The sequence below is a fragment of the Arthrobacter sp. USHLN218 genome (assembly GCF_037144715.1).
Classification (GTDB): domain Bacteria; phylum Actinomycetota; class Actinomycetes; order Actinomycetales; family Micrococcaceae; genus Crystallibacter.
In genome coordinates this window covers 13,897-37,908 of sequence record NZ_JBBCYT010000015.1, presented here as the reverse complement: position 1 = coordinate 37,908, position 24,012 = coordinate 13,897, and the positions used below count along the sequence as shown (strand labels likewise).

The 24,012-nt window shown below is 67.1% G+C and carries 23 protein-coding genes; 10 read left to right on the top strand and 13 right to left on the bottom strand.

Annotation, left to right across the window (positions count from 1 at the left end; genetic code table 11):
- Positions 1-533, top strand: a 533-nt coding sequence (locus WFH44_RS21230) for a hypothetical protein (protein WP_336716614.1), incomplete at its 5' end; no start/stop codon positions are given.
- Positions 534-625: 92 nt separating this feature from the next.
- On the opposite strand, the gene WFH44_RS21225 is transcribed toward WFH44_RS21230, so the two are convergent.
- Complete coding sequence (locus tag WFH44_RS21225; protein ID WP_336716612.1) at positions 626-3,454, bottom strand: FAD-binding and (Fe-S)-binding domain-containing protein; 2,829 nt, start codon at positions 3,452-3,454, stop codon at positions 626-628.
- Between the two features lie 173 nt (positions 3,455-3,627).
- Here WFH44_RS21225 and WFH44_RS21220 point away from each other — a divergent pair, with 173 nt between their 5' ends.
- Together WFH44_RS21220 and WFH44_RS21215 are read left to right on the top strand one after the other, a co-directional pair.
- The gene (locus WFH44_RS21220; protein WP_336716609.1) at positions 3,628-3,948 is read left to right on the top strand and encodes a putative quinol monooxygenase; all 321 of its coding nucleotides are present in this window, start codon (positions 3,628-3,630) and stop codon (positions 3,946-3,948) included.
- Positions 3,949-4,079: 131 nt separating this feature from the next.
- Entirely contained in the window at positions 4,080-4,868 is a 789-nt protein-coding gene (locus WFH44_RS21215) for an IclR family transcriptional regulator (protein WP_336716608.1), read from the top strand.
- An 86-nt stretch (positions 4,869-4,954) separates the two neighbouring features.
- Here the strand turns inward: WFH44_RS21215 and WFH44_RS21210 are convergent, their stop codons facing one another.
- Both WFH44_RS21210 and WFH44_RS21205 read right to left on the bottom strand, forming a co-directional pair.
- Positions 4,955-6,541, bottom strand: coding sequence for a GMC family oxidoreductase (locus WFH44_RS21210; protein WP_336716606.1), 1,587 nt, complete (start codon positions 6,539-6,541; stop codon positions 4,955-4,957).
- Entirely contained in the window at positions 6,538-7,116 is a 579-nt protein-coding gene (locus tag WFH44_RS21205; RefSeq protein WP_336716604.1) for a hypothetical protein, read from the bottom strand. Before WFH44_RS21205 ends, WFH44_RS21210 begins: the two co-directional genes overlap by 4 nt.
- 376 nt (positions 7,117-7,492) lie before the next feature.
- On the opposite strand from WFH44_RS21205, the gene WFH44_RS21200 reads away from it, so the two are divergent.
- The 5 genes from WFH44_RS21200 (at position 7,493) to aztD (ending at position 11,671) form a co-directional block, all read left to right on the top strand.
- Positions 7,493-8,281: an SDR family NAD(P)-dependent oxidoreductase gene (locus tag WFH44_RS21200; protein ID WP_336716602.1), complete on the top strand. Its 789-nt coding sequence runs from the start codon at positions 7,493-7,495 to the stop codon at positions 8,279-8,281.
- A gap of 196 nt (positions 8,282-8,477) precedes the next feature.
- Positions 8,478-8,702 (top strand): hypothetical protein, encoded by a 225-nt coding sequence (locus WFH44_RS21195; RefSeq protein ID WP_336716601.1) that lies wholly within the window; start codon positions 8,478-8,480, stop codon positions 8,700-8,702.
- Positions 8,703-9,000: 298 nt separating this feature from the next.
- Entirely contained in the window at positions 9,001-10,164 is a 1,164-nt protein-coding gene (locus tag WFH44_RS21190; RefSeq protein WP_336716600.1) for a GTP-binding protein, read from the top strand.
- An 89-nt stretch (positions 10,165-10,253) separates the two neighbouring features.
- Positions 10,254-10,376: a type B 50S ribosomal protein L36 gene (ykgO, locus tag WFH44_RS21185; RefSeq protein WP_336716599.1), complete on the top strand. Its 123-nt coding sequence runs from the start codon at positions 10,254-10,256 to the stop codon at positions 10,374-10,376.
- A 5-nt stretch (positions 10,377-10,381) separates the two neighbouring features.
- Positions 10,382-11,671, top strand: coding sequence for a zinc metallochaperone AztD (gene aztD / locus WFH44_RS21180; protein WP_336716596.1), 1,290 nt, complete (start codon positions 10,382-10,384; stop codon positions 11,669-11,671).
- Positions 11,672-11,772: 101 nt separating this feature from the next.
- On the opposite strand, the gene WFH44_RS21175 is transcribed toward aztD, so the two are convergent.
- Entirely contained in the window at positions 11,773-12,183 is a 411-nt protein-coding gene (locus WFH44_RS21175) for a GNAT family N-acetyltransferase (protein WP_336716594.1), read from the bottom strand.
- A 428-nt stretch (positions 12,184-12,611) separates the two neighbouring features.
- Between WFH44_RS21175 and WFH44_RS21170 the strand changes: the two genes are divergently transcribed.
- Both WFH44_RS21170 and WFH44_RS21165 read left to right on the top strand, forming a co-directional pair.
- Positions 12,612-12,947, top strand: coding sequence for a hypothetical protein (locus WFH44_RS21170; protein ID WP_336716592.1), 336 nt, complete (start codon positions 12,612-12,614; stop codon positions 12,945-12,947).
- 159 nt (positions 12,948-13,106) lie between these two features.
- Positions 13,107-14,219, top strand: coding sequence for a histidine kinase dimerization/phosphoacceptor domain-containing protein (locus WFH44_RS21165; RefSeq protein WP_336716590.1), 1,113 nt, complete (start codon positions 13,107-13,109; stop codon positions 14,217-14,219).
- A gap of 115 nt (positions 14,220-14,334) precedes the next feature.
- Here the strand turns inward: WFH44_RS21165 and WFH44_RS21160 are convergent, their stop codons facing one another.
- The 9 genes from WFH44_RS21160 to WFH44_RS21120 all read right to left on the bottom strand — a co-directional run bounded on the left by WFH44_RS21160 (position 14,335) and on the right by WFH44_RS21120 (position 23,899).
- On the bottom strand, positions 14,335-15,426 hold the full coding sequence (locus WFH44_RS21160; RefSeq protein WP_336716589.1) for a glutamate--cysteine ligase: 1,092 nt from the start codon (positions 15,424-15,426) through the stop codon (positions 14,335-14,337).
- Positions 15,427-15,591: 165 nt separating this feature from the next.
- Positions 15,592-16,359 (bottom strand): SDR family NAD(P)-dependent oxidoreductase, encoded by a 768-nt coding sequence (locus WFH44_RS21155; RefSeq protein ID WP_336716587.1) that lies wholly within the window; start codon positions 16,357-16,359, stop codon positions 15,592-15,594.
- Positions 16,360-16,475: 116 nt separating this feature from the next.
- On the bottom strand, positions 16,476-17,483 hold the full coding sequence (locus tag WFH44_RS21150) for a sugar ABC transporter substrate-binding protein (RefSeq protein ID WP_336716585.1): 1,008 nt from the start codon (positions 17,481-17,483) through the stop codon (positions 16,476-16,478).
- Positions 17,484-17,492: 9 nt separating this feature from the next.
- Entirely contained in the window at positions 17,493-18,530 is a 1,038-nt protein-coding gene (locus WFH44_RS21145) for an ABC transporter permease (RefSeq protein ID WP_336716583.1), read from the bottom strand.
- A complete protein-coding gene (locus tag WFH44_RS21140; RefSeq protein ID WP_336716582.1) occupies positions 18,527-20,026 on the bottom strand; it encodes a sugar ABC transporter ATP-binding protein in 1,500 nt (499 codons plus the stop codon). Before WFH44_RS21140 ends, WFH44_RS21145 begins: the two co-directional genes overlap by 4 nt.
- Positions 20,023-21,081, bottom strand: coding sequence for an NAD(P)-dependent alcohol dehydrogenase (locus tag WFH44_RS21135; RefSeq protein ID WP_336716581.1), 1,059 nt, complete (start codon positions 21,079-21,081; stop codon positions 20,023-20,025). The genes WFH44_RS21140 and WFH44_RS21135 overlap by 4 nt, the downstream gene beginning before the upstream one ends.
- Positions 21,082-21,126: 45 nt before the next feature.
- Entirely contained in the window at positions 21,127-21,774 is a 648-nt protein-coding gene (locus WFH44_RS21130) for a transaldolase family protein (RefSeq protein WP_336716580.1), read from the bottom strand.
- 11 nt (positions 21,775-21,785) lie between these two features.
- Complete coding sequence (xylB, locus tag WFH44_RS21125; RefSeq protein ID WP_336716579.1) at positions 21,786-23,243, bottom strand: xylulokinase; 1,458 nt, start codon at positions 23,241-23,243, stop codon at positions 21,786-21,788.
- Positions 23,240-23,899 carry an SIS domain-containing protein gene (locus WFH44_RS21120; protein WP_336716578.1) on the bottom strand — a complete coding sequence of 220 codons (660 nt, stop codon included), beginning with the start codon at positions 23,897-23,899 and terminating at the stop codon, positions 23,240-23,242. Before WFH44_RS21120 ends, xylB begins: the two co-directional genes overlap by 4 nt.
- Positions 23,900-24,012: the final 113 nt, after the last annotated feature.

Sequence of the window (24,012 nt, the reverse complement as noted above, 5' to 3'; positions counted from 1 at the left end):
AGCTCGGCCAGGGCGGACTGGCCATCGCCGCCGTCGCGCTCTCGATCGAACGCATCGGCTCGGCCGCCGAGGGCGCCGTCCTCGTCACCGCCTTCGCCGTCGGCAGCCTGGTCGGCGCGGTGTGGGAGACGATCCGTCCGACGCGCGCCCGCCCCCACCTGGTCATGATGGCCGGCTACTTCGCCACCGGCGTCTGCACCATCGCCGCGGCCTTCGACCTCGGGACCACCTGGACGATCATCGCGATCGGCCTCTCCGGCGTCTTCACCGCGCCCAGCACCACCACCATGCTCTTCCTCCGCAGCCACCTCAGCCAGCCCGAGCTCAAGGCCCAGGTCTTCACCGTCGGAGCCGGCCTGCGCACCAGCGCCTCCGCGGCCGGCGCCGCCCTCGCCGGAGCCGCCACCGGACTCGGTGCCGGGCTCACCCTGGCCGGCGTCGGCCTCGCCTGGGCCGCCTCGGCCGCCATCATGTTCGCGTACCCGGCGGCCGACCGGTCCCCCGCCGAGCCCGTCGGCGCCGAAGTGAACTGACCAGGCCTGGGCTTCGGCCCGGATCCCGCGTCACCGGAGACGGGACCTAGCACCCGGGAACTCCTCCCGGAGCGGCCGCGGCGGCAGGGCCGTCAGGGCCTAGTGAGCTCCTCCAGGAGTTCGAGGACGTGCCGGTAGTCCTGCCCGGTGGCCCGAGTCATGCCGAGTTCGCAGGTGCGGTTGCAGGAGGCGTAGGCGGCGGCCCCGAGGGCGGCCGCCTCCTGGCCCTGCTTCCCGGTTGCGGAGGCGGTCAGCTCGGGGTGGAGCATGCCGCGGTCGCCGGCGAAGGCGCAGCAGCCCCAGTTGTCCGGAACCTCCACCCGGTCGGCGACGGCTTCGGCGACCGCGGTCAGCGCCGGGTTCAGGCCCATGCGGGTCGAGGAGCAGGTCGGATGCAGGGCCAGTGAGGCGAGTTTCGGGTGGTCGGGAAGCTTGGGCAGGATCTGCTCGGCGGCGAAGTCGACCGCGTCGACGATCCGCAGCCGGGCCTGTCCCACCAGCGGTTCATCCGATTCGACCGCCTGCCGCAGGCCTTCGGTGCAGGAGGATGCGTCGCAGATAATGGGCAGTTCGCCGTCCCGGGTGGCTTCCCGGAGCGCCGCGAGGGTCTTCTCACGCATGGTGTCCTGGCCGGCCGCCATACCCTTGGAAGACCAGGGCGTGCCGCAGCAGAGGCCATCGATGCTGGCCGGAACCAGCAGCTCGATGCCGGCACGCTGCGCCAGCTGCTCGAAGCTGGCCTGGACCCCCGCGCCATCCGCGGCGCCGCCGTCGTTCCTCCCGGTTCCGGCCGGGCCGAACATGGTGCCCACGCACGCGGGAAAGTAGACGGCCGCCGGCTCGCCGGCGGGGGCAGGACGCCGGCGCCTCGACCCGCCGCCGGGCAGTTCCGGCGAGTACAGCGGCACCCGGTCCGAGCCCGCGACGGCCCGGGCTGCCTTGTTGACCGGCAGCACCGCGGCCGCCGGGACCTTGGCGATGGCGTCGAGCGCAAGCCCTGCCCCGCGCGTCACAGTCCCCCAGTGCTTGGCCGCGAGGTTCCACGCGGCATTTTCGGCCGCACCGGAGTCCTCGCGCCGCAGCCGCTTCACCAGCAGCCCCGTGTTGATGTCCACCGGGCAGGCCGTCTGGCACATGCCGTCCACGGCGCAGGTCTGGACCGACTCGTAGTCGTAGTCCTCCTCCAGCTGCTCCGCCAGCACCGTGTCCCCGGCCCGGCGGGCGGCCTCGATGGCGCGGAGCGTGACGATCCGCTGCCGCGGGGTCAGCGTCAGGTCCTTGCTGGGGCACACCGGCTCGCAGTAGCCGCAGGAGACGCAGCGGTCCACCTCTTCGGCCACCGGCGGCGCGGTCTTGATGTGCCGCAGGTGCGCCTCGGGATCGTCGTCGAGCAGCACTCCCGGGTTGAGCAGTCCGGCCGGGTCGAAGAGCCGCTTGAGCTGGCGCATCACGTCGTAGAGCTCGTCGCCGTACTGGCGCCGCACGTACGGTGCCATGACGCGGCCCGTTCCATGCTCGGCCTTGAGCGACCCGCCCTCGCCGAGCACCAGGTCCACCATGTCCTCGGTGAACGCGCTGTAGCGCCCCAGCTCTGCCCCGCTGGCGAAGCCGTCCGTGAGCATGAAGTGCACATTGCCGTCCTTCGCGTGGCCGAAGATCACGCTGTTCCGGTAGCCGTACTTGTCGAAGAGCCTGACCAGTTCGCGGCAGGTCCGGCCCAGGGTCGGCACCGGAACCACGATGTCCTCCAGCAGCGCCGTGGTGCCCTGCGGCCGGGCCCCGGCGACCGAGGCATACAGCCCCTTGCGCAGGTGCCACAGCCCGGACCGGGTGGACGCGTCGGTGGTGAAGTCGGGCGCCGACGCGAGGCCCAGTCCCGCGAGCGCGGCGGCGCCGCGGTGCCGCAGGTCCGCCAGTTGCTCCGGTGTCCGGGCGGAATACTCGACCAGCAGGGCCGTGTGGTCGCGCACCGCCAGGTCGCTAACGACGGCGGGGGCGCCCTTCAGCGTCTGGCCCACCTTCAGCGACAGGGAGTCCAGGAGTTCGACCGTGGCCGCGCCGGTCTCCACGATGGCGGGCAGGCCGGCGTTGGCGGCCTCCAGGTCCGGGAAGACCAGCAGGCCGGTGGCAGTGTGCGTGGGGCGCGGGACCGTGCGGAAGACGGCCTCCGCGACGAAGCCCAGAGTGCCCTCGCTGCCGACGATCAGATGCGCCAGCATGTCCACCGGCCGTTCGAAGTCCAGGAGCGAGTTCAGCCCGTAGCCCATCGTGTTCTTCATGGAGAACTGCCGCCGGATCGTCGCCGCCGAGGCAGGGTTCTCCCGGACCCTCCGGGCCAGCCGGTCCAGCCCTTCGTAGAGGCCCGGCTCCAGCTGCCGCAGCCGGTCGTCCGCATCCGGGGCGCCGGTATCGACGACCGTTCCGGACGGCAGGACGACGGTGAGCGATTCGAGCGTCCGGTAGGCGTTCTCGGTGGTGCCGCAGTTCATCCCCGACGAGTTGTTGGCCACCACTCCGCCGATGGTGCAGGCGGATTCGCTTGCCGGGTCCGGTCCGAATTTCCGGCCGTAGCGGGCCAGCCGGGCATTCAGCGCCCGGACCGTGGCGCCGGGCTGCACGCGGACCCGGTCGCCGCCGTCAAGCACCTCGATGTCCCGGAAGTTCCGGCGCACGTCAACCAGGACGCCGTCGGTCACGGCCTGTCCGCTGAGGCTGGTGCCTCCGGACCGGAACGTCAGCGGCAGGCCCTGGGCGGCGCTGGCCTTCATCAGCGCGCCAACCTCCCCCGCGTTGCCGGCCACGACGACGGCCTGCGGGACCAGCAGGAAATGGGAGGCATCATGCGCGTTGGCGTGCAGGTCAATCGCGCGGGTCTTCACCTGGGCCGGATCGGCCACGGCAGCGCGCAGCGTGCTCAGCATTGTCCACCCGCCTTCCTCAAGACAACATTCGGAAACTACCCTCAGCCTATGGGGGCGGCACCGGAATATCCGCCGTTGTTATCACCAAGCGATAAAGCCCGTTGGAGGCCGGCAGCCGGACGGGCAACACTCGGAAGGGCAGGAGAATCCACCACCTCGGAAGGACAAATCCCATGATTTTCATCGTCGTGAAGTTCAACGTCAAGCCCGACTGGTCCGACCGCTGGCTGGACCTGACGCGCGAGTTCACGGAGGCGACCCGCCGCGAGCCCGGGAACCTGTGGTTCGACTGGTCGCGCAGCGTCGACAACCCGAATGAATTCGTACTCGTGGAGGCGTTCCAGGACGATGCGGCGAGCGCCCACGTCAACAGCGAGCATTTCAAGCAGGCCATGAAGGAAATGCCGGAGGCCCTGGCGGAGACGCCGAAGATCATCAGCCGCCAAATCGAGGGCAGCGACTGGGACCGGATGGGCGAACTCACGGTCGCGTAGCCCCGTCCCGGCCCGCCGGCTCCGCTCCCTGGCGACGGCGATCCCCCAGGTTCCCTCCGCGCGGAACCCGAGGGATCGCCGTCGTTCTTAGTATTTGGTTTGCCCCGCCGCTGCGCGACAGACTATGTGACATGGGACGCAATGATGTGCTGACGGGGATGGCCTCGGTTCGGAAGGCTTTCGCGCTGCTTGACGTGGTCGCGTCCAACAGCCGCGGGATGTCCGCCAAGGAAATCGCGGCGGCACTGGACATGCCATTGCCCACGGTCTACCGGCTGCTCAAGACGCTGGTGGTGTCCGAGCACCTGGTCCACCTCAAGGACGAGAGCCGCTACGGGCTGGGCTACAAACTGCACGCCCTGGACAGCTCGCTGCGGCGCCAGATCGGCACGCCGCCCGCGGTGGCGCGGCTTATCCGCGAACTGCACGTCCGTGCGGACGCCGCCGCCTACTACGCAGTGCACCGCGGCGACGACATCGTGGTCGCGCACGTGGTCGACTCCCCCCTGCGGCCGCGCATCACGCCCATGGGATTCGGTTTCAACGATGCGGCCCATGCCACGGCCTTCGGCAAGGTGCTGCTGGCCGCGATGGATCCGGAGCAGCGGGCGGCCTACCTGGAGCGCCACGGCGTGCCGGCGATGACGGACCGCACGATCAGCAGCGTCGAGGAGCTCGAGGCCGAGCTGCGGGGCGTGCTCGAGGACGGGATCGCGGTGGAGCGGGAGGAGTTCATCCGCGGCGCCTCCTGCATGGCCGCGCCGGTCACCAGTCCCGCCGGCCAGACCATTGGATCCGTGGCCGTTTCCATGGATCCCGAGGACTTCGCCGGCCGGTGCGCCCGGACGGAAGCGCTGCTGCGCGATACGGCGGACAAGGTGAGCCGGGCGCTGCGCGGCACGCCGATGCTGCAGCTCTGACCTCTGCACAAGCGGCGGGGGGGGGGGGGGCGGGGCCGCCCCCCCCCCGCCGGTGTTTCCGGCCGCTGGTCCTACAGTGGCTGGTCCTACAGGGCCGCGGACGCCATCTGGTCCGCGATGTATTCGGCCTGCCGGATGGCCAGCGCCACGATGGTCAGCGTCGGGTTGGCCGCCGCGCCGGTGGTGAACTGCGAGCCGTCCGAGATGAACAGGTTCGCCACGTCATGCGTCTGCCCGAAGGCATTCACGACGCCGTCTTCCGCGCGTTCGCTCATCCGGGCCGTGCCCAGGTTGTGGGTCGACGGGTAGGGCGGCGTGTGGTGCGAGGAGCGGGCGCCGACCGCTTCGTACAGCAGGGAGCCCTGCTGGTAACCGTGCTCGCGCATGGCCACGTCGTTCGGGTGGTCGTCGAAGTGGACGTTCGGCACGGGCAGGCCCAGCCGGTCCTGCACGGTGCTGTTCAGGGTCACGCGGTTGTCCTGCTGCGGCATGTCCTCGCCGACGATCCAGAGGCCGGCCGTGTTGGCATAGCCGTCCAGCAGCGCGGCGAAACCCGGGCCCCAGGCGCCGGGATCCACGAAACTGGCCAGGAACGCGGGACCCAGCGAGATGGTCTCCATGTAGTAGCCGCCGGCGAAGCCCCGGTCCACGTCGTGGCGGGATTCGTCGGCGATCAGGCCCGCCATGGTCTCTCCGCGGTACATGTTGACCGGCATGTCGAACTGCGCGTACACGGAGCCGGTGGTGTGGCGCATGTAGTTGCGGCCGAGCTGGCCGGAGGAGTTGGCGAGCCCATCGGGGAAGAGCGGCGAGGCCGAGAGCATGAGCAGCCGCGGCGTCTCGATGGCGTTGCCGGCGACGGCCACCAGGCGCGCCTTCTGCCGCTGCAGGTTGCCCTCGCCGTCGATGTAGAGGACGCTGTCCGCCTTGCCCTCCGGGGTGTGGGTGATCTGGACGGCCTGGCTGTCCGGGCGGAGGTCCAGCCTGCCGGTCCTGAGCGCCTTCGGGATCTCGGAGACCATGATGGACCACTTGGACTTGTTCTTGTCGCCCTGGAAGTTGAAGCCGTCCTGGATGGAAGCAGGCCGGCCGTCGTAGGGCTCCGCGTTGGTGGCGTAGGGGCCCGTGGCGAAGTGCCGGTAGCCGAGGCGCTCGGCGCCGTTGGCCAGCACCTTGTAGTTGTTGTTGGCCGGCAGCGGCGGACGTCCGTGCCGATGGGTGCTGCCCATCTTCTGCTCTGCGCGGTCGTAGTAGGGAGCCAGGTCCTCCAGACTGATGGGCCAGTCCAGCAGGTTCGCGCCGTCGATCCGGCCGTAGGCGGACCGCGCCTTGAACTCGTGGGCCTTGAACCGCGGGGTCGCGCCGGACCAGTGCGTCGTCGTGCCGCCGACCGCCTTGACGAGCCACGCCGGCAGGTTCGGGAAGTCGCGGGCGATCCGCCACGAGCCGGACGTTGTGCGGGGGTCCAGCCAGGCCATCTGGTTGAAGGCACGCCACTCGTCGTTCTCGTAGTCCTCGTTGGTCAGGTACGGCCCGGCCTCCAGCAGGACAACCTTGATGCCCTTCTCCACCAGCTCGTGCGCGAGCGTACCGCCGCCGGCGCCTGACCCTACGATCACGACGACGGAATCGTCGTCGTAATCGAAACGTGCAGATTCATCCTGGATACTCACAGCGACTGTGCTCCTTCGACCTTGTCGGTGCCCTTGAAGAGGTCTTCCACGGCTTCAATGCCCTCGCCCGGGGACTTTGCTGCCAGCTGGTAGGGCAGCGGACCAACCTCCGTCAGGGTCTCCTCGCTCTCCTCGATGCGGGGCTCGGGCAGCCAGTCCAGATCATTGAAGCCACGGTTGATGTAGCCGCCCTTGGAGAACGACTCCCCCTCGTAGCCCAGGAGTTCGCATACCTCCGGGTCCTCATAGAAGTTCAGGACCGTCGTCCGGCGGATGAAGCCGAAGAACTCCAGGTCTGCGACTCGCTTGAGCACCGCCAGCGCCCTCTCATCGGGGAGGTCCAGGAAATGCTCCTCGGTGAGGGAGTCCAAGGTCATCAGGCCCTGCGTGAGCGCCATCCGGAACCAGCGGGATTCCTCCGAAACCTCAATGATCTTCTGCATCATCCGCTGGTACGGCCCGTCGGGGATCTGGGGGTGCGGAAAGGCTACCCGGATGATCCGGGTCAGGACCTTCCGGGCCTCCTCAGTCAGCTCAAGCGCGTTGAGCTCTGAATATTTTGCGGGAAACACCATCGTTGCCACCTCGGGTCGAGAGAGTATCTGCCTTGGCTCGCCGGCCGGGAGGCCGCAGGAGGTCCTCCACCTCCAGGGCGCAAGCCGGTGCCAGCAGTCTGTCCGGTGCGCGAGGCCTGCGCCAATGCCCTTTATCGGGGGATGAGAATGAAATTGATGCCGGCGCCTCCCCCTCGCCGCCGGCAGGTTCGTCGGTTGGTGACCTCGGCCTCCCGGGCAGCTCCTTCCGAGCGGGCCCGGACGCCGCGATTCTCATCCCGCGATAAGGAACCTGTGTGACGCGTGACCCATGACACCAGAATGGGCGGCACGGGCAGCAGCGTCGAAGATGCAGCCGCATGTGCCCGGACGACCGAACCGACCAAGAGGAGACTCCATGTCAGGAACTGAATCGCGCGTCGCATTGATCACGGGAGCCGGCCGAGGCATCGGCCGGGCGATAGCCGAGAGGCTGGCCGAGGACGGCTTGGACATCATCGTTGCCGATGTGGCCGACGCCCAGGAGAACATCGATGAAGTAGTAGCCGCGGTGGAAGCCCGTGGCCGCCGGGCCGTAGGCGTCACGGGAGACGTTTCCAATCCGGAAGATGTCGACCGGACCATTAGAGAGGGAACCGCCTCGCTCGGCCCGCTGAACGTCTTCATCGCGAATGCCGGGATCGCCCAAGTGGACGAGATCCTGGATGTGAAGCCCGACGACCTGGACCGGATCATCGATGTCAACATCAAGGGCGTCTACTACTCCTACCAGTCGGCGGCCAGGCAGTTCATCGCCCAGGGCACGGGCGGCAAGATCATCGGCGCCGCTTCGATCGTGGCCTTCCGCCCTTTCCCCGTGCTCGCCTCCTACTCGGCAACGAAGTGGGCGGTGCGAGGCCTGACCCAGGCCGCCGCCATGGAGTTCGCAAAGCACCACATCACCGTCAATGCGTACGCTCCCGGCGTCGTCGGAACAGCGATGTGGGACTTGATCGACGAGCGCCTGACTGCCCGGGACGGCAAGCCCAGAGGCAGTGCGCTGCAGGCCCAGGCAGACAACATCCTCGCCGGCCGAGTGTCGGAGCCGGCCGACGTGGCCAAGCTCGTCTCCTACCTGTCGGGGCCGGACTCGGACCATATGACCGGCCAGACCGTCCTGATTGACGGCGGAATCAACTTCTCCTGACCGGCGGCAGGACCCGAAGTCCATGTCCCTCCACCTCTCCGGACCAATTCATTAGGAATGCACGACGGCGGTGCGTTGCGGGGACGCGCTGCCGTCGTCCGTTCCCTGGTTCGAGACAGGGGTTCCCGCAATGCCCTTCGGCTGTCCCCTGCGCCGGAAGCGGCACTCCTCCAACACTGAAATGAGATTTACCCGCATGAACACCGTCATCGCCAGGAAGAAGATCACCGTCAGCACGGTAGACCAGGCACACCGCCTGCTGAACGCAGCCGTGGAAGAGTTCCAGCGCGAAGCCGCCATTGACAGGCTGTACGGGGTCCTGGTCACCAAGACGGGCCCCGGGCAGTACACGGTGGAACTGAGCGACCAGGTGCCCTACGGCATCACCGAGGAATTCGTCGCTGCCGCGGCCGCCGCCTAGCCCAAGACCGCAGCGACGCCATCGCCTCGTCCCGAGGCATCCTCATTCGGGGTGTTCACCGGCAAGCCCCCGATCGCCTCGGCCTCTAGGGCATGACCGGCAGGAAGCCGGGCCTCACCTCGCTCCCCTCGCGGAAGGGCCAAGCCTTCTGCCGCGGGCATGGGGAGGCTCTGCAAGGGGCGGGCTTCATGAGAACGATCCTCACCCTATTGAGAACCGATGTCAATTGTGAAGCCCCGCGGAGGGACGGGTTACGCCTTCTTGCTAATGAGAATGATTCTTATGTAGGCTGCCGGTCATGCCCGTCACCCTCATCAGCGCGCTCGATCCTTTCTGCCGCCAGGCCGCCTGCGGTACGCTCCGGAGCCTCCGCCCGGACGCGGTCACCGTGCTGCACGACCTGCTGGAGAACGGCACGGTTCTGCGGACGGTCTTCCGCGGTGGCCGGCTGGTGGAACGGGCGGAGACACCGCTGGAGCACGGCTGCCTCAGCTGCACGGTCCGGCTCGACGTGGTGCCGACCGTGCGGCGGCTGCTCGGCGATGCCGCGGATGTGGTGCTCGGCCTGCCTCCCTCGGTCCCCGCCGGAACGGTGGTCGAGGCGTTCCGGCGCGGTACCGGCCCGGTTCCGCACATCGCTTCCGTGATCCTGGCCTGCTCGCCGGCCAGCCTGGAGGACCAGCTGTGGGACATCCACACGCTCTTCGAATCCGGGTATTCCCCGACCCCGGAGGACGACCGAAGGCCGGGAGAGTTCCTGGTCGGCGAGCTTGCCTATTGCGACACGCTGCACTGCTCGGATCCCGCCTTTGCGCCGGCTGCCTCCGATGCGCACCTGCGCGGCACCCTGCTGGCGGCCGAAATCGCGCCGCACGCCGCCGTCGTTATCCCCGGAGAAACCGGGATGCCGGGGCACTTCGACCACAGTGAGGCTCTCGCCCGCTCGCGTCCCGGATCCGTGCGGATCCCCGCAGCCAGCTCCAACAAGCCCTTCCGCACGTCCGTGCTGCGCGCCGCCCGCCCGCTGCACCCCGGGCGGTTCCGGCTGGCCCTCGCCGAGCTCGCCGAAGGCAACTGCTGGCTGCGCGGACGTCTTTGGCTCGCCTCCTCGCCCGCCTCCCGTATTGCCCTGCGCGGCGCCGGCCCGCGCATTTGGCTGGAGGACACCGGGGCCTGGCTGGCCGACACGTTGCCGACCGGCGCGCCGCACGTGGCCCTGGGCAGCGACGCGGCGCTGGACTGGCACGACGAGTACGGCGACCGCGGTACGGTCCTCGCCGTGACCGACGACGACGTGGACGCCGAGCACGGCGACCGCGGTACGGTCCTCGCCGTGACCGGCGACGACGTGGACGCCGAGCACGGCGCACGGCTGCTGCGCCGCTGCGAACTGACCGGGGCCGAAATGGCACGCGTGCCGGCGCCGCTGCCGGACCCCTTCGGCCTGCCCGCAGCCACCTGAAGGCCCCGAGCCGCCGAGACCCCGGGCGCCGGCACGACGGCGCAGCCCCCGATCCCCTGCAGCCGCAGGAGCACCGAAAAGAGGAACACATGAAAGTCCGAAATTCCCTGAAGGCCCTGAAACAACAGCCCGGCGCCCAGATCGTCCGGCGCCGCGGCCGTGTCTTCGTCATCAACAAGAAGAACCCGCGCCTGAAGGCGAGGCAGGGCTGATCCGCATGAACACGACCATTCCCAACCCAGGTGCCGCCAGCACGGCACGCCCGCCCGAAACCCCGAACCGGCGCCGGGCGCTGCCCGCCGCCGCCTCGCTCGCCGCCGCCCTGCTCCTTACGTCCTGCGGCCAGCCCACCTCGGCCGGCCCCGGCACCACCAAGACAGCCGAGGCCGCTTCCCCCGCGCCGCAGGAGGCGGCCGCCGCGGCGCCGCGCCTGGTGATGACCTACGACGGCGGCCTCATGACTGCCGACGCCCGGAACCTGGAAGTGATTGCCAAAGAGCCTCTGGCCGGATTCAACCGGCTCAACCCGGCGGGCGACGGGCGCCATGTCCTGGTCTCGACCGGTGACAGCTTCCAGGTCTACGACGCCGGTGCCTGGTCCAGCAAGCACGGTGACCACGCACACCACTACAGAACCCGGCCGGGACTGACCCCCATGAAATTCGGCGCCGCGGAACCTGGCCACGCCACCCACCACGCCGGCATGACCGCGCTCTTCAGCGACGGCACGGGACAGGTAGGGGTTTTCGACCCGGCCGGACTGGCCGACGGGAAACCCGAGGTCAAGGAACGCCTGCTGGAACACGCACACCACGGCGTGGCAGTGCCGCTGGAGGACGGCGGCCTGCTCGTTACCCTGGGAACCGAAGAATCGGCCACCGGAATCGCCGTACTGGACGCCGCTGGCAAGGAACTGGTCCGGAACGAGGACTGTCCCGGCGTGCACGGGGAAGCCGCCGCCAACGGGGCAATCGTCGTCGGCTGCGAGGACGGGATCCTGATCTACCGCGACGGCAGGATCACCAAGGTGGACAGCCCGGACGGCTACGGGCGGATGGGCAACCAGGCCGGCACCGAACACTCCACCGTGGTCCTGGGCGACTACAAAGTCGACCGGGACGCGGAACTGGAACGCCCGGAACGCATCGCCCTCATCGACACCGCCACCGCGCGGCTTCGGCTAGTCGACCTCGGGACCAGTTACTCCTTCCGCTCGCTCGGCCGCGGCCCCCACGGCGAAGCACTGGTCCTTGGCACCGACGGCTCCCTGCACGTGATCGACCCGGATACAGGCGACATCACCAAACGCATCCCCGTGATCGAGAAATGGACCGAGCCACTCGAATGGCAGCAGCCGCGACCCACCCTATTCGTGCAGGACCACACCGCCTACGTCACGGACCCCGCCCAACAGAAACTCCACGCTGTCGACCTGGAATCCGGCGGGATTACCATCACCGCCGACCTGCCGCACGCCCCCAACGAAATCACCGGCATCCCCGGCTGACGCGCGGCTGAAGCAACAGACCCGGCGGCTGGTTCAACCTCTAGCAGGGCTGCACCCGACGTCCATGCCGAGACGGACGTCGGGTCTGCCGCTGTCAGTGGCTAGGCAGCCGCCGCCTGTTCCACCGGCGCCATCCGCGCGGCCTTGTCCGCAGCCCGCTTCGCCTTCGCCGCCCACAATGCCTCTTCCTTCATGTTCTCCTCGAAGGACTCCCGGAACCGCTCGCGGTCGGCAGCCGGCACCAACTGCAGGTAGACCGGGTGGGCGAAGACCCGCTTACGGACCTGATGGCAGAAGGGTAGGACCATCAGTCGGCGCCGGCGGGCATCGGCCAGCGCGTAGCGGATCAACCGATCCTCAAGGCCAATTCCCCTGTGATCCTGTCCTGTTGCCGTGTGGAGAAGCCACATCTGGTCGCCCTCAACGCGGTAGTGCAGCGAACCCGCCACCGCTCCGTCAACGTAGGCATCGTACTGGGACGCACCGAAGTTGTCTCGAATGACCTGCTGCATGCTCTCTCTCCTCAATGTTCACCCCGTCGCCGCCGTAGCGGGCAGTGCCGGCATGCGGTGGAGTTCCGGGCCGGCGGCCCCGTTGGGGTCGGGCCGCCGAATGGTGCTTACGAAGCAAGCAAAGCATGCTTACCTTCATTCTGCAAAGCATGCTTAGTATCATCGAGGGCCGCAGGCTCAGGTTTGCCTACCGGCCCTGCTTGAGGGGGCCCGGCAGTGTCGTCTGATGTCCCGATTGTCGGCCTTGCACGTGCACGCGGGTCGACGCCATGGACCGCCACCGCTACGTTTGCGCCTATTGCCAGCCTTACGGAGTAAGCGTAGAGTTGGTTACTCGAGAGTAGGCCAGCAGGCCTGCTCGACGCCGAGGCCTTTCTTTCGCTTAGCGACCGTTAGTTTCGCTTCACCACCCCGGCAAGGCGGCGCTTATGCAGCCCTTCAGCAACACCTCTTTCCCCTTATCCTTCGCGCAGTTGGACTCCACCGTCTATCGAGAACCGCGCAGCACCCGACCCGCCGCCGCCTGCCCCGATTCCCGGCAGGCGCACATGCTCGCCGCACTCTGTGTTCGATCCGCCGAGGTGGAATCGGCCGAATGGGCACTGGATCAGAGCCTGCAGGTACGCAATGAGCAGATCATGGCCGCCCTGAGCGCCGGCATCCCGGCGGAGAAGGTATCCGCCGCAACTGGCCTGACCGCATCCGAACTGGAGCACCCAGCAGAGGCGCGGACGCCGCGGTCGGAGGAAGTAGAACGCCAATAATGGCGCATGTGCAGCTCCGAGGCCTCGGACCTGCACATGGAGAGGCCGGAGGCCTGTACTAAGCTTGCTGACGGAATGCCGTCGACAGCATTTTTCAATGCCCATGTACGCACCCAGGAACGCAAGGCCTAGGTGCGGAGTGCCTCTTCGAAGAGTGGTATGACTGATCACGGACCAGCTGAAAATACATGCGGTCTCACCGATGCCCGCCCGGCATATGAGCGCATTGACGCCCCTTCTGCTGCAGGCAAGGGCGAGGTGGAGGAGCTAGGTTTCAACGAAATCCTGGAGCGGCTGCTCGGTCTGGCCCGCAGCCTCTGCGATGCCGGCTATGGTCTGTTGGATTTCGGCGCTGCTGCCGGCACAGCCTCAGACCGGTTTATCACCTCCGGAAATTGCCCCGAGTGGCCGGTCGTTCCGCCGGAGGGAACCGGCCAGATCCTGCACATAGCGATCAGGGCGGGAAATGCCATCGTCCGGATGTCTCTTGGCGGGAAGCCGGGCGGGGGCGTCTTCACCGGCCAGGAGCGGGAACGAGTAGAGTCACTGGCGGAGCTGGCCGGCGCTGCGATCGGCAACGCCTGGCGCCGGAAGCACTGGCTCGACGTGTCGATGGAACTCCCCAAACAGATCTCCGACGCCCCGGAAAAGGCCCTCGAGCTGATTGCGGCGGCGGCACGTGAGGCCGCCGCCGCCGACCTGGTGATGGCGGCCGTGCCTGCTGCCAGCGGCCTGCGCTTCGAGGCGGTCACCGGCACGGGCTGCGAGCCGTTCCCTGGTGATGAATTGACCGTCCCGCCGGAGACGGTCGAGACGCTCATGCACGCGGACGGGCCGCTGGCCTTCGACGCGCTCGACCTGCTCGGCTCCGGATTCCCCTGTCCTGACCACTGCCTGACCATCCGTCTGGATCTCGCGCAGGGTCCTGCGGTGCTGATGATGTGCCGCACCACGGAGGCAGGGCGGTTCTCGCCGGTTGACGTCGACATGGCCGCCATGTTCTCGCGGCAGGCGACGATCGGAACCGAGCTGACCGAGAAACGCCGCCTCCATGAGCACAAAGCACTGGCCGACGAACGGGAACGGGTGGCCAGAGATCGCACCGATACGGCCATCCAGCGCCTGTTCGCCGCCGGACTCGGCCTGCAGGGCCTGAACCGCTTGGCCCCTGATGAGAATTCCCGGCAGCGGATCGCGGAATTGATAACGGAACTCGACCAGACAATCCTGGAACTGCGGGAGACCATCTACTCCCCGGCCCCCAATGCCTGAGGGATCATTTCCGGTAACTGAGTCTGTCTTCATTCGAAAATCAACGAGGCTTCCTCAAAAGCCGGCCGCGCGACTCAAGATGCGGCCGCTTCCCGCCGTCCGGAAACAGTTCGGCTCACGGGCGGTTGTGGGTGGCTTTCAGAACCGCGCTGACGACGCCGCCCAGGGTTCCGGTTTGCTGGAGATGCCGGCGTTGGTACTGGGCGCCGGTTCCCCTGTTCATCGCTTGTTTGAGCAGCTCCTTGACCTGCTGGCCGTCGCCGGTATCGACCAGTGCCGGCGACAGGTGTTCGATGAGCGCCTCGAGCACCTGACCGGCGGGGCGCGGAACCCCGCTTTGCGGATCGAGAAGTTCTCCGCTTATCCCTGACCTGCTCGCCCGCCATCCCGCCAATTTCAGCACGGCTGCGGGGACGGGAACCGGCGGCACCCCGGCGCGCCATTGCCCGGCGGCCGTCTCGACTAGGGCCCGGCACAGGCCCGCGATCAGTACCGTGTCATCGGGCTGGAGGCATACGTCGGTAACGCGGATCTCCACGGTGGGATAGTTGCGGGACAGCCGCGCATCCAGGTAAAGCATGGCCTCATCGAGCGGCACCTGCGTATCCAGCATGGCCCGCAGACGCTGGCGGTACGCGTCGGCGCAGCCGTAGATCTCGGCCGGCCCGGCCATCGGCCACCGTGCGAGAGACTGGATCCGGTAGCTCTCGTATCCGGTGTCGCGGCCCTGCCAGAACGGCGAGTTCGCGCTCAGCGCGCTCAGCACGGGCAACCAGATGCGGATCCGGTCCAGTACGGCCACGCCCTCCTCGTCCGACCCCACCCCGACATGCACATGGCAGGCACCCGTCAGCTGCTCACGGGTGACCAGGCCGAACCTCTCCCGCATCGCGTCCACCCGCGGCACGGCAGACAGATGCGGCGTGAACGGAAGAACCGGCGTCGCCAGCGCGGCTGCCCGCACTCCCGCCCTTTTGGCCAGCCTGTCAGCCAACGACCTGCCCGCGCCGATGTCTGCAGCCAACTCCTCGAGCCGCGTATGCACCGGACTTATGACCTCAAGCTGCTCCATCTGCAGCTCCGACACCAGCCGGATACCGGAATCCGGATGCCGGTCCTGGCGGAGAACCTCCTCCACCCGGGGCATGACCTCCCCGGTCTCGTCATCGACCAGCAGGAGTTCCTCTTCGACGCCGAAGGTACGCACCGCACCAGCTTAGACATCGACGCTGGTGCGTCGCGCTTCACCGGAGAAACAGGTGAAGCGGTAGGCGGAGGGTTTTTATAGGAAGCCGAGAAGACGAGGCCGGCGGCACATGGAATCTTCCACATAGCCGCCGGCCTCCGTCCTATGCGGACTAACCAATGTTGTTTAGAACAGGGTGTACCCGCCGTCGATGACCAGGACCGTGCCGGACATGAAGCTCGCTGCCTCGGAGGCAAGGAAGACGACGGCGGGACTGACCTCGTCGGGGGTCGCGTACCGCTGCTGGGGCGCATCTTCGATCCAGTGGCGGCGGAAGCGGGGCTCGTCGACTGGAGACATGTCGGTCTTGATGTAACCGGGGGCGACGGCGTTCACGCGCACGCCGTGCGGGGCCCACTCGGCGGCCAGTGATTTCGTCAGCTGATGCACGGCGGCCTTGGAGGCGTTGTAGGCCGGTTGCATCTGCGGGCGGTTGACGATCATGCCGGAGATCGAGCCGATGTTGACGATGCTGCCGGAGCCGCGATCAACCATGTCCTTGCCGACGGCCTGCGACATTTGCCAAAGCGCGGTGAGATTGGTGTCGATGACATGCGACCATTCATCGTCGCTGACTTCCAGCGCGGGACGGTGGACGCAAGCTCCCGCGTTGTTGATCAGGATGTCCACGCCTCCGGAGAGCTCCGCGGCCTGCGCTGCTACAGCGTCTACTCCGGCGCGATCGGTCAGCTCGCCGAGTACGACGTGGGCGGTTCGGCCGAGCGATTCAATTTCGTTCTTGACCTCGGTTGCGGCGGCGGCATCGCGACCGTGGACAACGACGTCTGCGCCCGCTTCTGCAAGCGCCCGCGCGAACGCGCGGCCGAGGCCTCGCGTAGCACCGGTTACCAGGGCAGTGCGGCCGTTAAGTGTGTATTTCTCCAGGACGGTCACCTAGAACCTCTTTCGTGCTGGTCTGCGCCGATGTACAAAGCGCGGACACCAATCGGTCATTCGAAAATTCAGCGGGCGGGGAGGGCATCTATTGCCCGTCCCGCCCGCCGTTGGAGTTATTCCTTGATCAGTCCGGCTTCGCGGTAGAGGTCAACGTACTCCTTAACGTTGTCCTTGTTGATCAGCGGGTTTCCGATGTCGACGTTGACTTCGTCCTCGGCCCCGGTGAGCAGGTCGTTCACGGCCTTCATATTCAGCTGGGCGAGTTCGCGGGCGTTCTGCAAGGCCGTGGCGGTCATTTCCCCGCCTTCGATAGCAAGCGTGGCCTCGGGCGTGCCGTCCACGCCGAACGCGAGGATATCCTCGAACCCGGACTTGCCCTTGACCGCCTCAAGGGCGCCGGTGGCCATGTTGTCGTTCATCGAGATGATGGCGTCGATCTCCGGGTTGGCCAGCGACCAGTCCTCCATCAGGCGAAGGGCCTCGTCCTTGTTCCAGTTGGCAATGTTCTCTTCGACGATGGTGACGTCCTTGCGCTTGTCGAAGAACTCCTGCTGCCAGGCCTTGCGGCGCTCCGTGCTGTGGAAGTTGCCGCCGGGTCCGTTGAGGACTACGACCTTCGCGTTATCGGGAATCAGCTCGACCGCGTGCTTGGCAACAACCCCGCCCTGGTCGTAGGGGTTGGCGTCCACCGAGTTGGCGCCGTTGATGCCCTCGACGCGCGGGTTGGTCGTGATGGTCACGATGCCGGCATCGACAGCCTGCTGGATGTACGGCTTCTGCGCTTCGCCGTCGTTGGCCTGGACGATGATGGCGTCGAACTGGTTGGCGATCGCGTTCTCGATCATCTTGTTCTCGACCTCGTTGTCGGCCTGGCCGTCGAAAACCTCCAGCTTGATGTTGTCGTACTTCTCAGCCTCGGCCTTCATCTCGTTGGCCAGCCAGGCGGCGAACGAGTCGACCTGGGCGCGGGCGATATACGCGACGCGGTATTCGTCCTTCTGTTCCGGCGCGCTGTTGTTGTCGGCACCGGGTGTACCGGTGGTGACGGCGCAGCCGGCCAGGCTGACCGCCGCGGCGGCAGCGGCGCCGAACGCGAATACTCTGCGGGTAAAAGCCTTCATTGGTTTCTCCTATTGATGGGTAGGGGTCGCGGGTTGCTGTGATTGTTGTTGGGCCGGCGGTAAGGTCCCGCCCTTTGCGTCGGACTTCAGAATGGTGGTCTTGACCTTGCCGCGCTTGCTGAAGACGTCATAGGCGACGGCGACAACGATGATCAGGCCCATGACAATCTGCTGGATGTAGGAGCCGATGCCGACGAGGTTCATTATGTTGCCGAGCACGCCGACGATTAGCGCGCCCGCAAGTGTGCCGGCGACGGTACCGACGCCGCCGGAGAAGCTGGTGCCGCCGATGATCGGCGCGGTGATCGCCTGCAGTTCGTAGCCGACGCCTGCGTTCGGGAGGCCGGCGTTGACGCGGGACATGAAGATGATGCCTGCGATCCCGACCAGGACCCCGTTGACGAGGAAGGCTTGGTACTTCACCCGTTCGACGGCGATGCCGGCTGCGCGGGCGGCTTCCTCATTGCCCCCGACGGCGTAGACGGACCGGCCGTAGCGGGTCTGGTTCATGAAGTACCAGATGATGATGGTGATCGCGATCAGGATCAGGGCCGAGAGCGGCACCCAGCCCATGTTGCCCTGGCCGATGAGGATGAAGTCACCCAGCTGCAGGACGTTTTGTCCCTGCGTGATCTCCAGGACCGCGCCGCGGGCGATCAGCATCATGCCGAGCGTGACGATGAACGCCGGCGTCTTCAACGTCGCGACGACGAACGCGCTGGCCAGGTTGCAGGCCACGCCTACCCCGATCCCGGCCAAGACGCCCAGCAGGAGGTTGTCGGTCTGTTTGTAGACCATCACCGAGGACACTCCAGCGAAGGCCATCACCGCCCCCGCCGAGAGGTCGATCATGCCGCCGATGATCAGGGTCATCGCGCCGTACGCGAGGATCGTGATCACCGCGACCTGCCTGACGACGTTGAGCAGGTTGAAGGGGCTCAGGAAGTTGGGGCTGAGGAAGCTCGCCACGATGAACACCACCGCGAGGATGATGAAGATGGAGTAGCGGCTGACATCCAGGGTTTTTAGTTTGGGCATCATGGTCATGCCACCTCGGCTTCCTTCATGGCGTACGTGAGGATGGTTTCTTGGGAGAACCGGTCGGGAGTCAGTTCTGCGGTCAGCCGGCCGGCAGACATGACGTAGATTCGGTCGCACATGCCGATCAGTTCGGGCAGTTCGGAGGAGATCATCAGGATCCCGCGGCCCTGCCGGGCTAGCTCGGTCATGATCTTGTAGATCTCGAACTTCGCGCCGATGTCGATCCCGCGCGTGGGTTCGTCCAGCAGCATCACCTTCGGGTCGGCGATCAGCCAGCGCGCCAGGAGGACCTTCTGCTGGTTGCCGCCGCTGAGCGATTCGATGCGTGTCTCGGTGCTGGGCGCCTTGACATTCATTTTCTTGAAGTACTCGGTCACCAGCTTCTGCTCCTGGCGTGCATGGGCGAATCCGCCGTACACGACGCGCTTGAGGCTGGCCAGCGTGGCGTTCTTCTTGATGCTCAATTTCGGGATGATGCCAACCAGGCGGCGGTCTTCCGAGAGCATCGCGACGCCGTGCGCGATCGCCTTCTTGGGGCTGGAGAGCTTGACCGGCTGACCTTCGACTTCGACCGTGCCCGTGTCGAGCGGGTCCAGGCCGAACACAGCGCGAATAACCTCACTTCGGCCCGCTCCGATCAGTCCGGCCAGGCCCACGATCTCCCCCGCTTTGATCTCGAAGCTGATGTCCTCGAACATATGCTCCCTCGACAGGCCGGTTGCCTTGAACACGGTCTCGCCGATCTCGATCCGTTCCTTCGGGTACTGCTGGTGGTCGAGGTCGCGGCCGACCATCTGGGCGATCACCTGGCTGCGGGTAATCTGCGTCGCCGGCTGGGAGCTAACCGCGGTGCCGTCGCGGAGCACGCTGATGTCGTCTGCGAGTTCAAAGACCTCGTCCATCTTGTGCGAGATGTAAATGATGGATTTGCCCTCGGCCCGCAGGGCGCGGATCTTGGCGAAGAGGGACTCCACTTCGCGGTGCGCAATCGCTGAAGTCGGCTCGTCCATGATCAGCACGTCGGCACTGTGGTAGACCGCCCGCAGGATTTCCAGCGTCTGGATCTCCGAGACGGTCAGTGTGCTCAGCGGCCGGTTGACGGACCAGTCCAGACCCTCGTCCCGCACGACCCGCCTGGCCTCGCTGCGCATGTACCGCCAGTCGACCCGGCCGAACTTCATCGGCAGGCGGCCGAGGAAGAAGCTCTCGGCGATCGTCATCTCGGGCACGTAGTTCAGTTCCTGGGCGATCATCGCGATGCCGTGGGCACGGGCCTCGATCGGATTCTTGATCCGCACCTCCTCCCCGCGGATACTGATCGTTCCCGCATCGGGCTGGTAGATGCCGTTGATGATCTTCATCAGCGTGGACTTGCCGGCCCCGTTCTCCCCGCATAGGGCGTGGACAGTGCCGGGACGGACGTCGAAGGAGACATTGTCGAGGGCTTTCACGCCGGGGAAAGATTTCGAGATTCCCCGCACGGACAGCGACGTCGGGCTCATGAGGCACGCCCTCGTACTACGGGATCGTCGACCTTTTGGACACCGGGAAGGACCATGCGTTTGAGGGAATCGGCTGCACCCTCGCCCGTGAGCGCCTCTTCGACCTGCTCGATCCCGTACTCGTGCGTGACGAGGGAGTCGAGTTCGACCTGGCCGGTGGTCAGCAGGGACCGGGCAATCGGCCAGGTGTTCGTGTACCGGAACGTGCCGGTCACATTGACCTCGCGCATCGCGATCTCGGGCACCGAGAGCGGGATCTGGTCGGCGCTGCCGACCAGTACGACGGTCCCGCCGGCGCGTACCGACCGGATGCCGTTGAGGATAGCCGGGGTGGCGCCGGAAGCGTCGATGAAAACGTGGGCGCCTAGATCCTCGGTGGACTCGGCGGCCGGATCAATGACGCGCACCCCGTAGCCCGCGGCGAGTTCGCGGCGGGCGGGGTTGATGTCGGCGACAACCACCTCGGCTGCCCCGAACGCGCGCGCCACCTGCGCGGCGATCACGCCGATGGGCCCGCCGCCGGCGATCAGCACAGTGTCACCGACCTTAATGCCACCCTTCTGCGCCGCGGCGATGCCGACCGACAGCGGCTCCATGAGGGCCGCCGCGTGGTCACTGATCGTGTCCGGCACCTCGTAGGCGAAGTCGTCCTGGATCAGGACGTATTCGCAGAACGCTCCGTCGATCGGCGGGGTGGCGTAGAACTCCATGCGCGGGCACAGGTTGTAGGAGCCCTCCCGGCAGAACTCGCAGACGCGGCAGGGGCGTTGCGGCTCGATCGCCACGCGCTGTCCTACCCTGGCCGGGTCGACCGCGGAGCCTACAGCCACAATGTCGCCGCTGACTTCATGTCCGAGAACGAGCGGTGCGTTGACCACGTAATCCCCGATCCGGCCGTGCTGGTAATAGTGCACGTCGGAGCCGCAGACACCGACACTGCGCACCTTGACCAGCACCTCGTCCGGCGCCGGCGAGGGCACTTCGCGCTGCTCCAGCACGATGTCCCCCACGCCGCGGAGAACGCTTGCTGTCATTTTCGACGGGATCTCGCTCATCGTGTTTTCTTCCCTTTCCTTCTGTCTGTTTCTGCCGGATGGTGCCTAGACGGCACTGGCTGTTGTTGCGGTAGCGGCTTCAAACTCGGCGGCCGCCGATCGCGTCAGGCCGTCGTCGAGCAGCGCATTCGCGATCTCGGTGGACAAGGTCGCATCGTGCGCGCCGGCTGCAGCGGCCTCGGCAAGCTGGTCGACTGATCGCAGGCTCGCCGCCAGGATCCGCGGAGTGCCGTCAGCGACCTGCGCCATGGCGCGGACCAGGGCCAGACCGTCACGGCCCGCGTCGGTAGCTCGTCCGATGTACGGGGCGATGAAGTGTGCTCCGGCGGCGACCGCGGGCAGCATCTGCGCGGGGTGGTAGACGGCGGTGATGAGCACCTTGCGTCCCGCGGCGGTGAGCTCCTTCGCGACCGTGAGCCCTTCCAGGGTGCAGACGAGCTTGACGACGACGTCGTCACCGAGCGCAGCGACGGCGGCGGCCGATGCGCGGATCTCCGCCAGGCTGGCACCCGTGGCCTGCGCGAAGAAGCGGCGGCACCCCTGGCCGCGCGACCACTGAACGAGGTCGGGCAGGTCGGCCGGGCCAAGGCCCGCGCGCTGCAGGATGAGAGGGTTCGTAGTGACCCCCTCGAACAGGCCGGTGGCCAGGAGCGGGGCGAGCTGGTCGCGGTCTGCGCTGTCGAGGTAAAGCATGTATGTGCCTCCTAGTAGCTTTCGCCTGCAGCCTGAAGGTCTGCCAGATGCATATAGCGCTGCCAAATGTTGTTGCGGTCACCGGCGGGCGCAGTCGTTGAGGTGACTGCGGGCGCCCATTCACGGCTAACATCGGCGACGGATTCGCCCCGTACGACGGCGGCGGCCTGGATGGCGGCACCGCGGGCGGTGCCCTCGGGAGCGTCGACGGTGAGGGCGGACCGGCCGGTGAAGTCCGCAATGATTTGCCGGTACGCCTGCGAGCGTGCGCCACCTCCGATCAGGATGGTGCGACCCGCTGCCGTGATCCCGTGCGCGCCGAGTAACCGTTCGCCGCGCACCAGCCCCAAGGCGACGCCCTCGAACGCCGCCAAGGCGAGCTGTTCCCTCGTCGTCGCGGTCGTGAGACCGGAGAGCATCCCATGGGCCCATGGCAGTCGCGGCGAGCGCTCCCCATCCAGGTAGGCGGCGAGGACGGGGCGGTCGGCATCGAGCGGAGCCGAGAGGGCAAGCCGGCTCAGCTCTGCATGGTCAACAGCCAGCCAGCGCGCCATCGTATCGGTGACCTTGGTCGAATTGAGTGTGCAAACCAGAGGCAGGTAGCCGCCGGTGACGTTGGCGACGCCGTCGATGGCTCCGGTGGGGTCGTGCACCGACGTGGGAGAGGTCGCGAACACGACGCCGGAGGTGCCGAGGCTGTAGGCGACGTCGCCTTCCTGCAGACCGATGCCTTGCGCGGCCAAGTGCTGGTCACCGCCGCCGGCGCCCACTACCGCGCCCTCATCGATGCCCAGCTCAGCCGCGGCCCGCGCGGTGACCAGTCCCGCCGGCTCGTCGGGCCCGAGAACCCGGGGCAGCAGCGGCGCCCAATCGCGCTCGGCGATGGCCTTATTCAGAATGTCGGTACGCCAGGTCATCGTGTGGGCCGAGAAGTACCCCGTACCGGATGCGTCCGAACGGTCGGTGACATGCTGCCCGGTGAGCCGGTAGGTCAGCCAGTCATGCGGGACAGCCAGATGGCGGCCACGCGCGAAGGCCTCCGGCTCGTTGTCCCTCAACCAGCCCAGTTTGGAAATGGTCACGGCTGCCGACGGAACGACTCCGACTTCCTGGGTCCACCATGAGGTGCCGTACCGTTCGATCAGGTCAGCCGAGACCTCCGCGGACGTGGTGTCATTCCACAGCTTCGCAGGCCGGATCACAGCGCCGTCCGCTTCCATCGCAACCAAGCCATGGCATTGTGCGCCGACGCTGATTCCAACGACACGGACGCTGAGGCCCGCCTTGGCCTCCCGGACAGCCGCCACCAGCGCGGACCACCAGGCATCCGGATGCTGTTCGCTTACCGGCGGATGGGTGACCGGGTGCGGCGAGCGGCCGGTGGATACCAGCGCACCCGTCGCAACGTCACGCAGTTCCACCGTGCACGACTGCGTCGAACTATCGACCCCGATCACGACGTCGGTCATCGGCCCGCCCCGTTGTCAACGGACCCGCCGGGGATGAGCAGCGGTGCGGGATCCTGGGGAAGATCCTCAAGCTGTCCCACTGCGCCGGCGGGATGAGTGCTCATGAATTCGCGCCATGTGTAGCCGCGGCCGCGCATGAGCACCTCCGCGAGCGCATCCCCCCACGCAGACTGGGCGATCGTGATTCCGGTGGCAATGATGCCGCCCAGATCGGCGCGGCTGTCGACTGCCACAACGACGCTGTGGTCTGCGATGCCCGCCAGCGGCGTTTCATGGCTGCGCGTCAAGGCAATGACCCGGGCGCCGCGCTGGCGCGAGATCCGGGCCGCCTGGATCACTTCATCCGAGGCTCCTCCATTGGAGATCAGGAAGACCAGGTCGGCCTCCGTGATCGCGCCCGACGAACCGTGCAGGCTATCCATCGGCGAAAACGCAATGGACGGAGTGCCGGTCACCGACAGGATGTGGGCCATCCGCCGGGCGACCGTGCCGGAGGTGCCCGAGCCTCCGATGAAAAGCTTGCCCCTGCACGCGAGGATCATGGACGCCGCCTTGATGAAGCTACCGTCGATCGTGCCGGCGAGCGCCAGCACGGCGCGGGCCTCGGCGTTCAGCCGCTCGCGGGCCACCGCCAGAATTTCGTCGTCGACGCTCACGCAACTCCTTCGATGTGATGAAACCGAACCGCTCCCCGTTGGCTCAAATGTGCGGATGCGGTGTACGTTTGAGCATAGGGGAATGGTGATGAAGGTAACACATAAGGAGCACG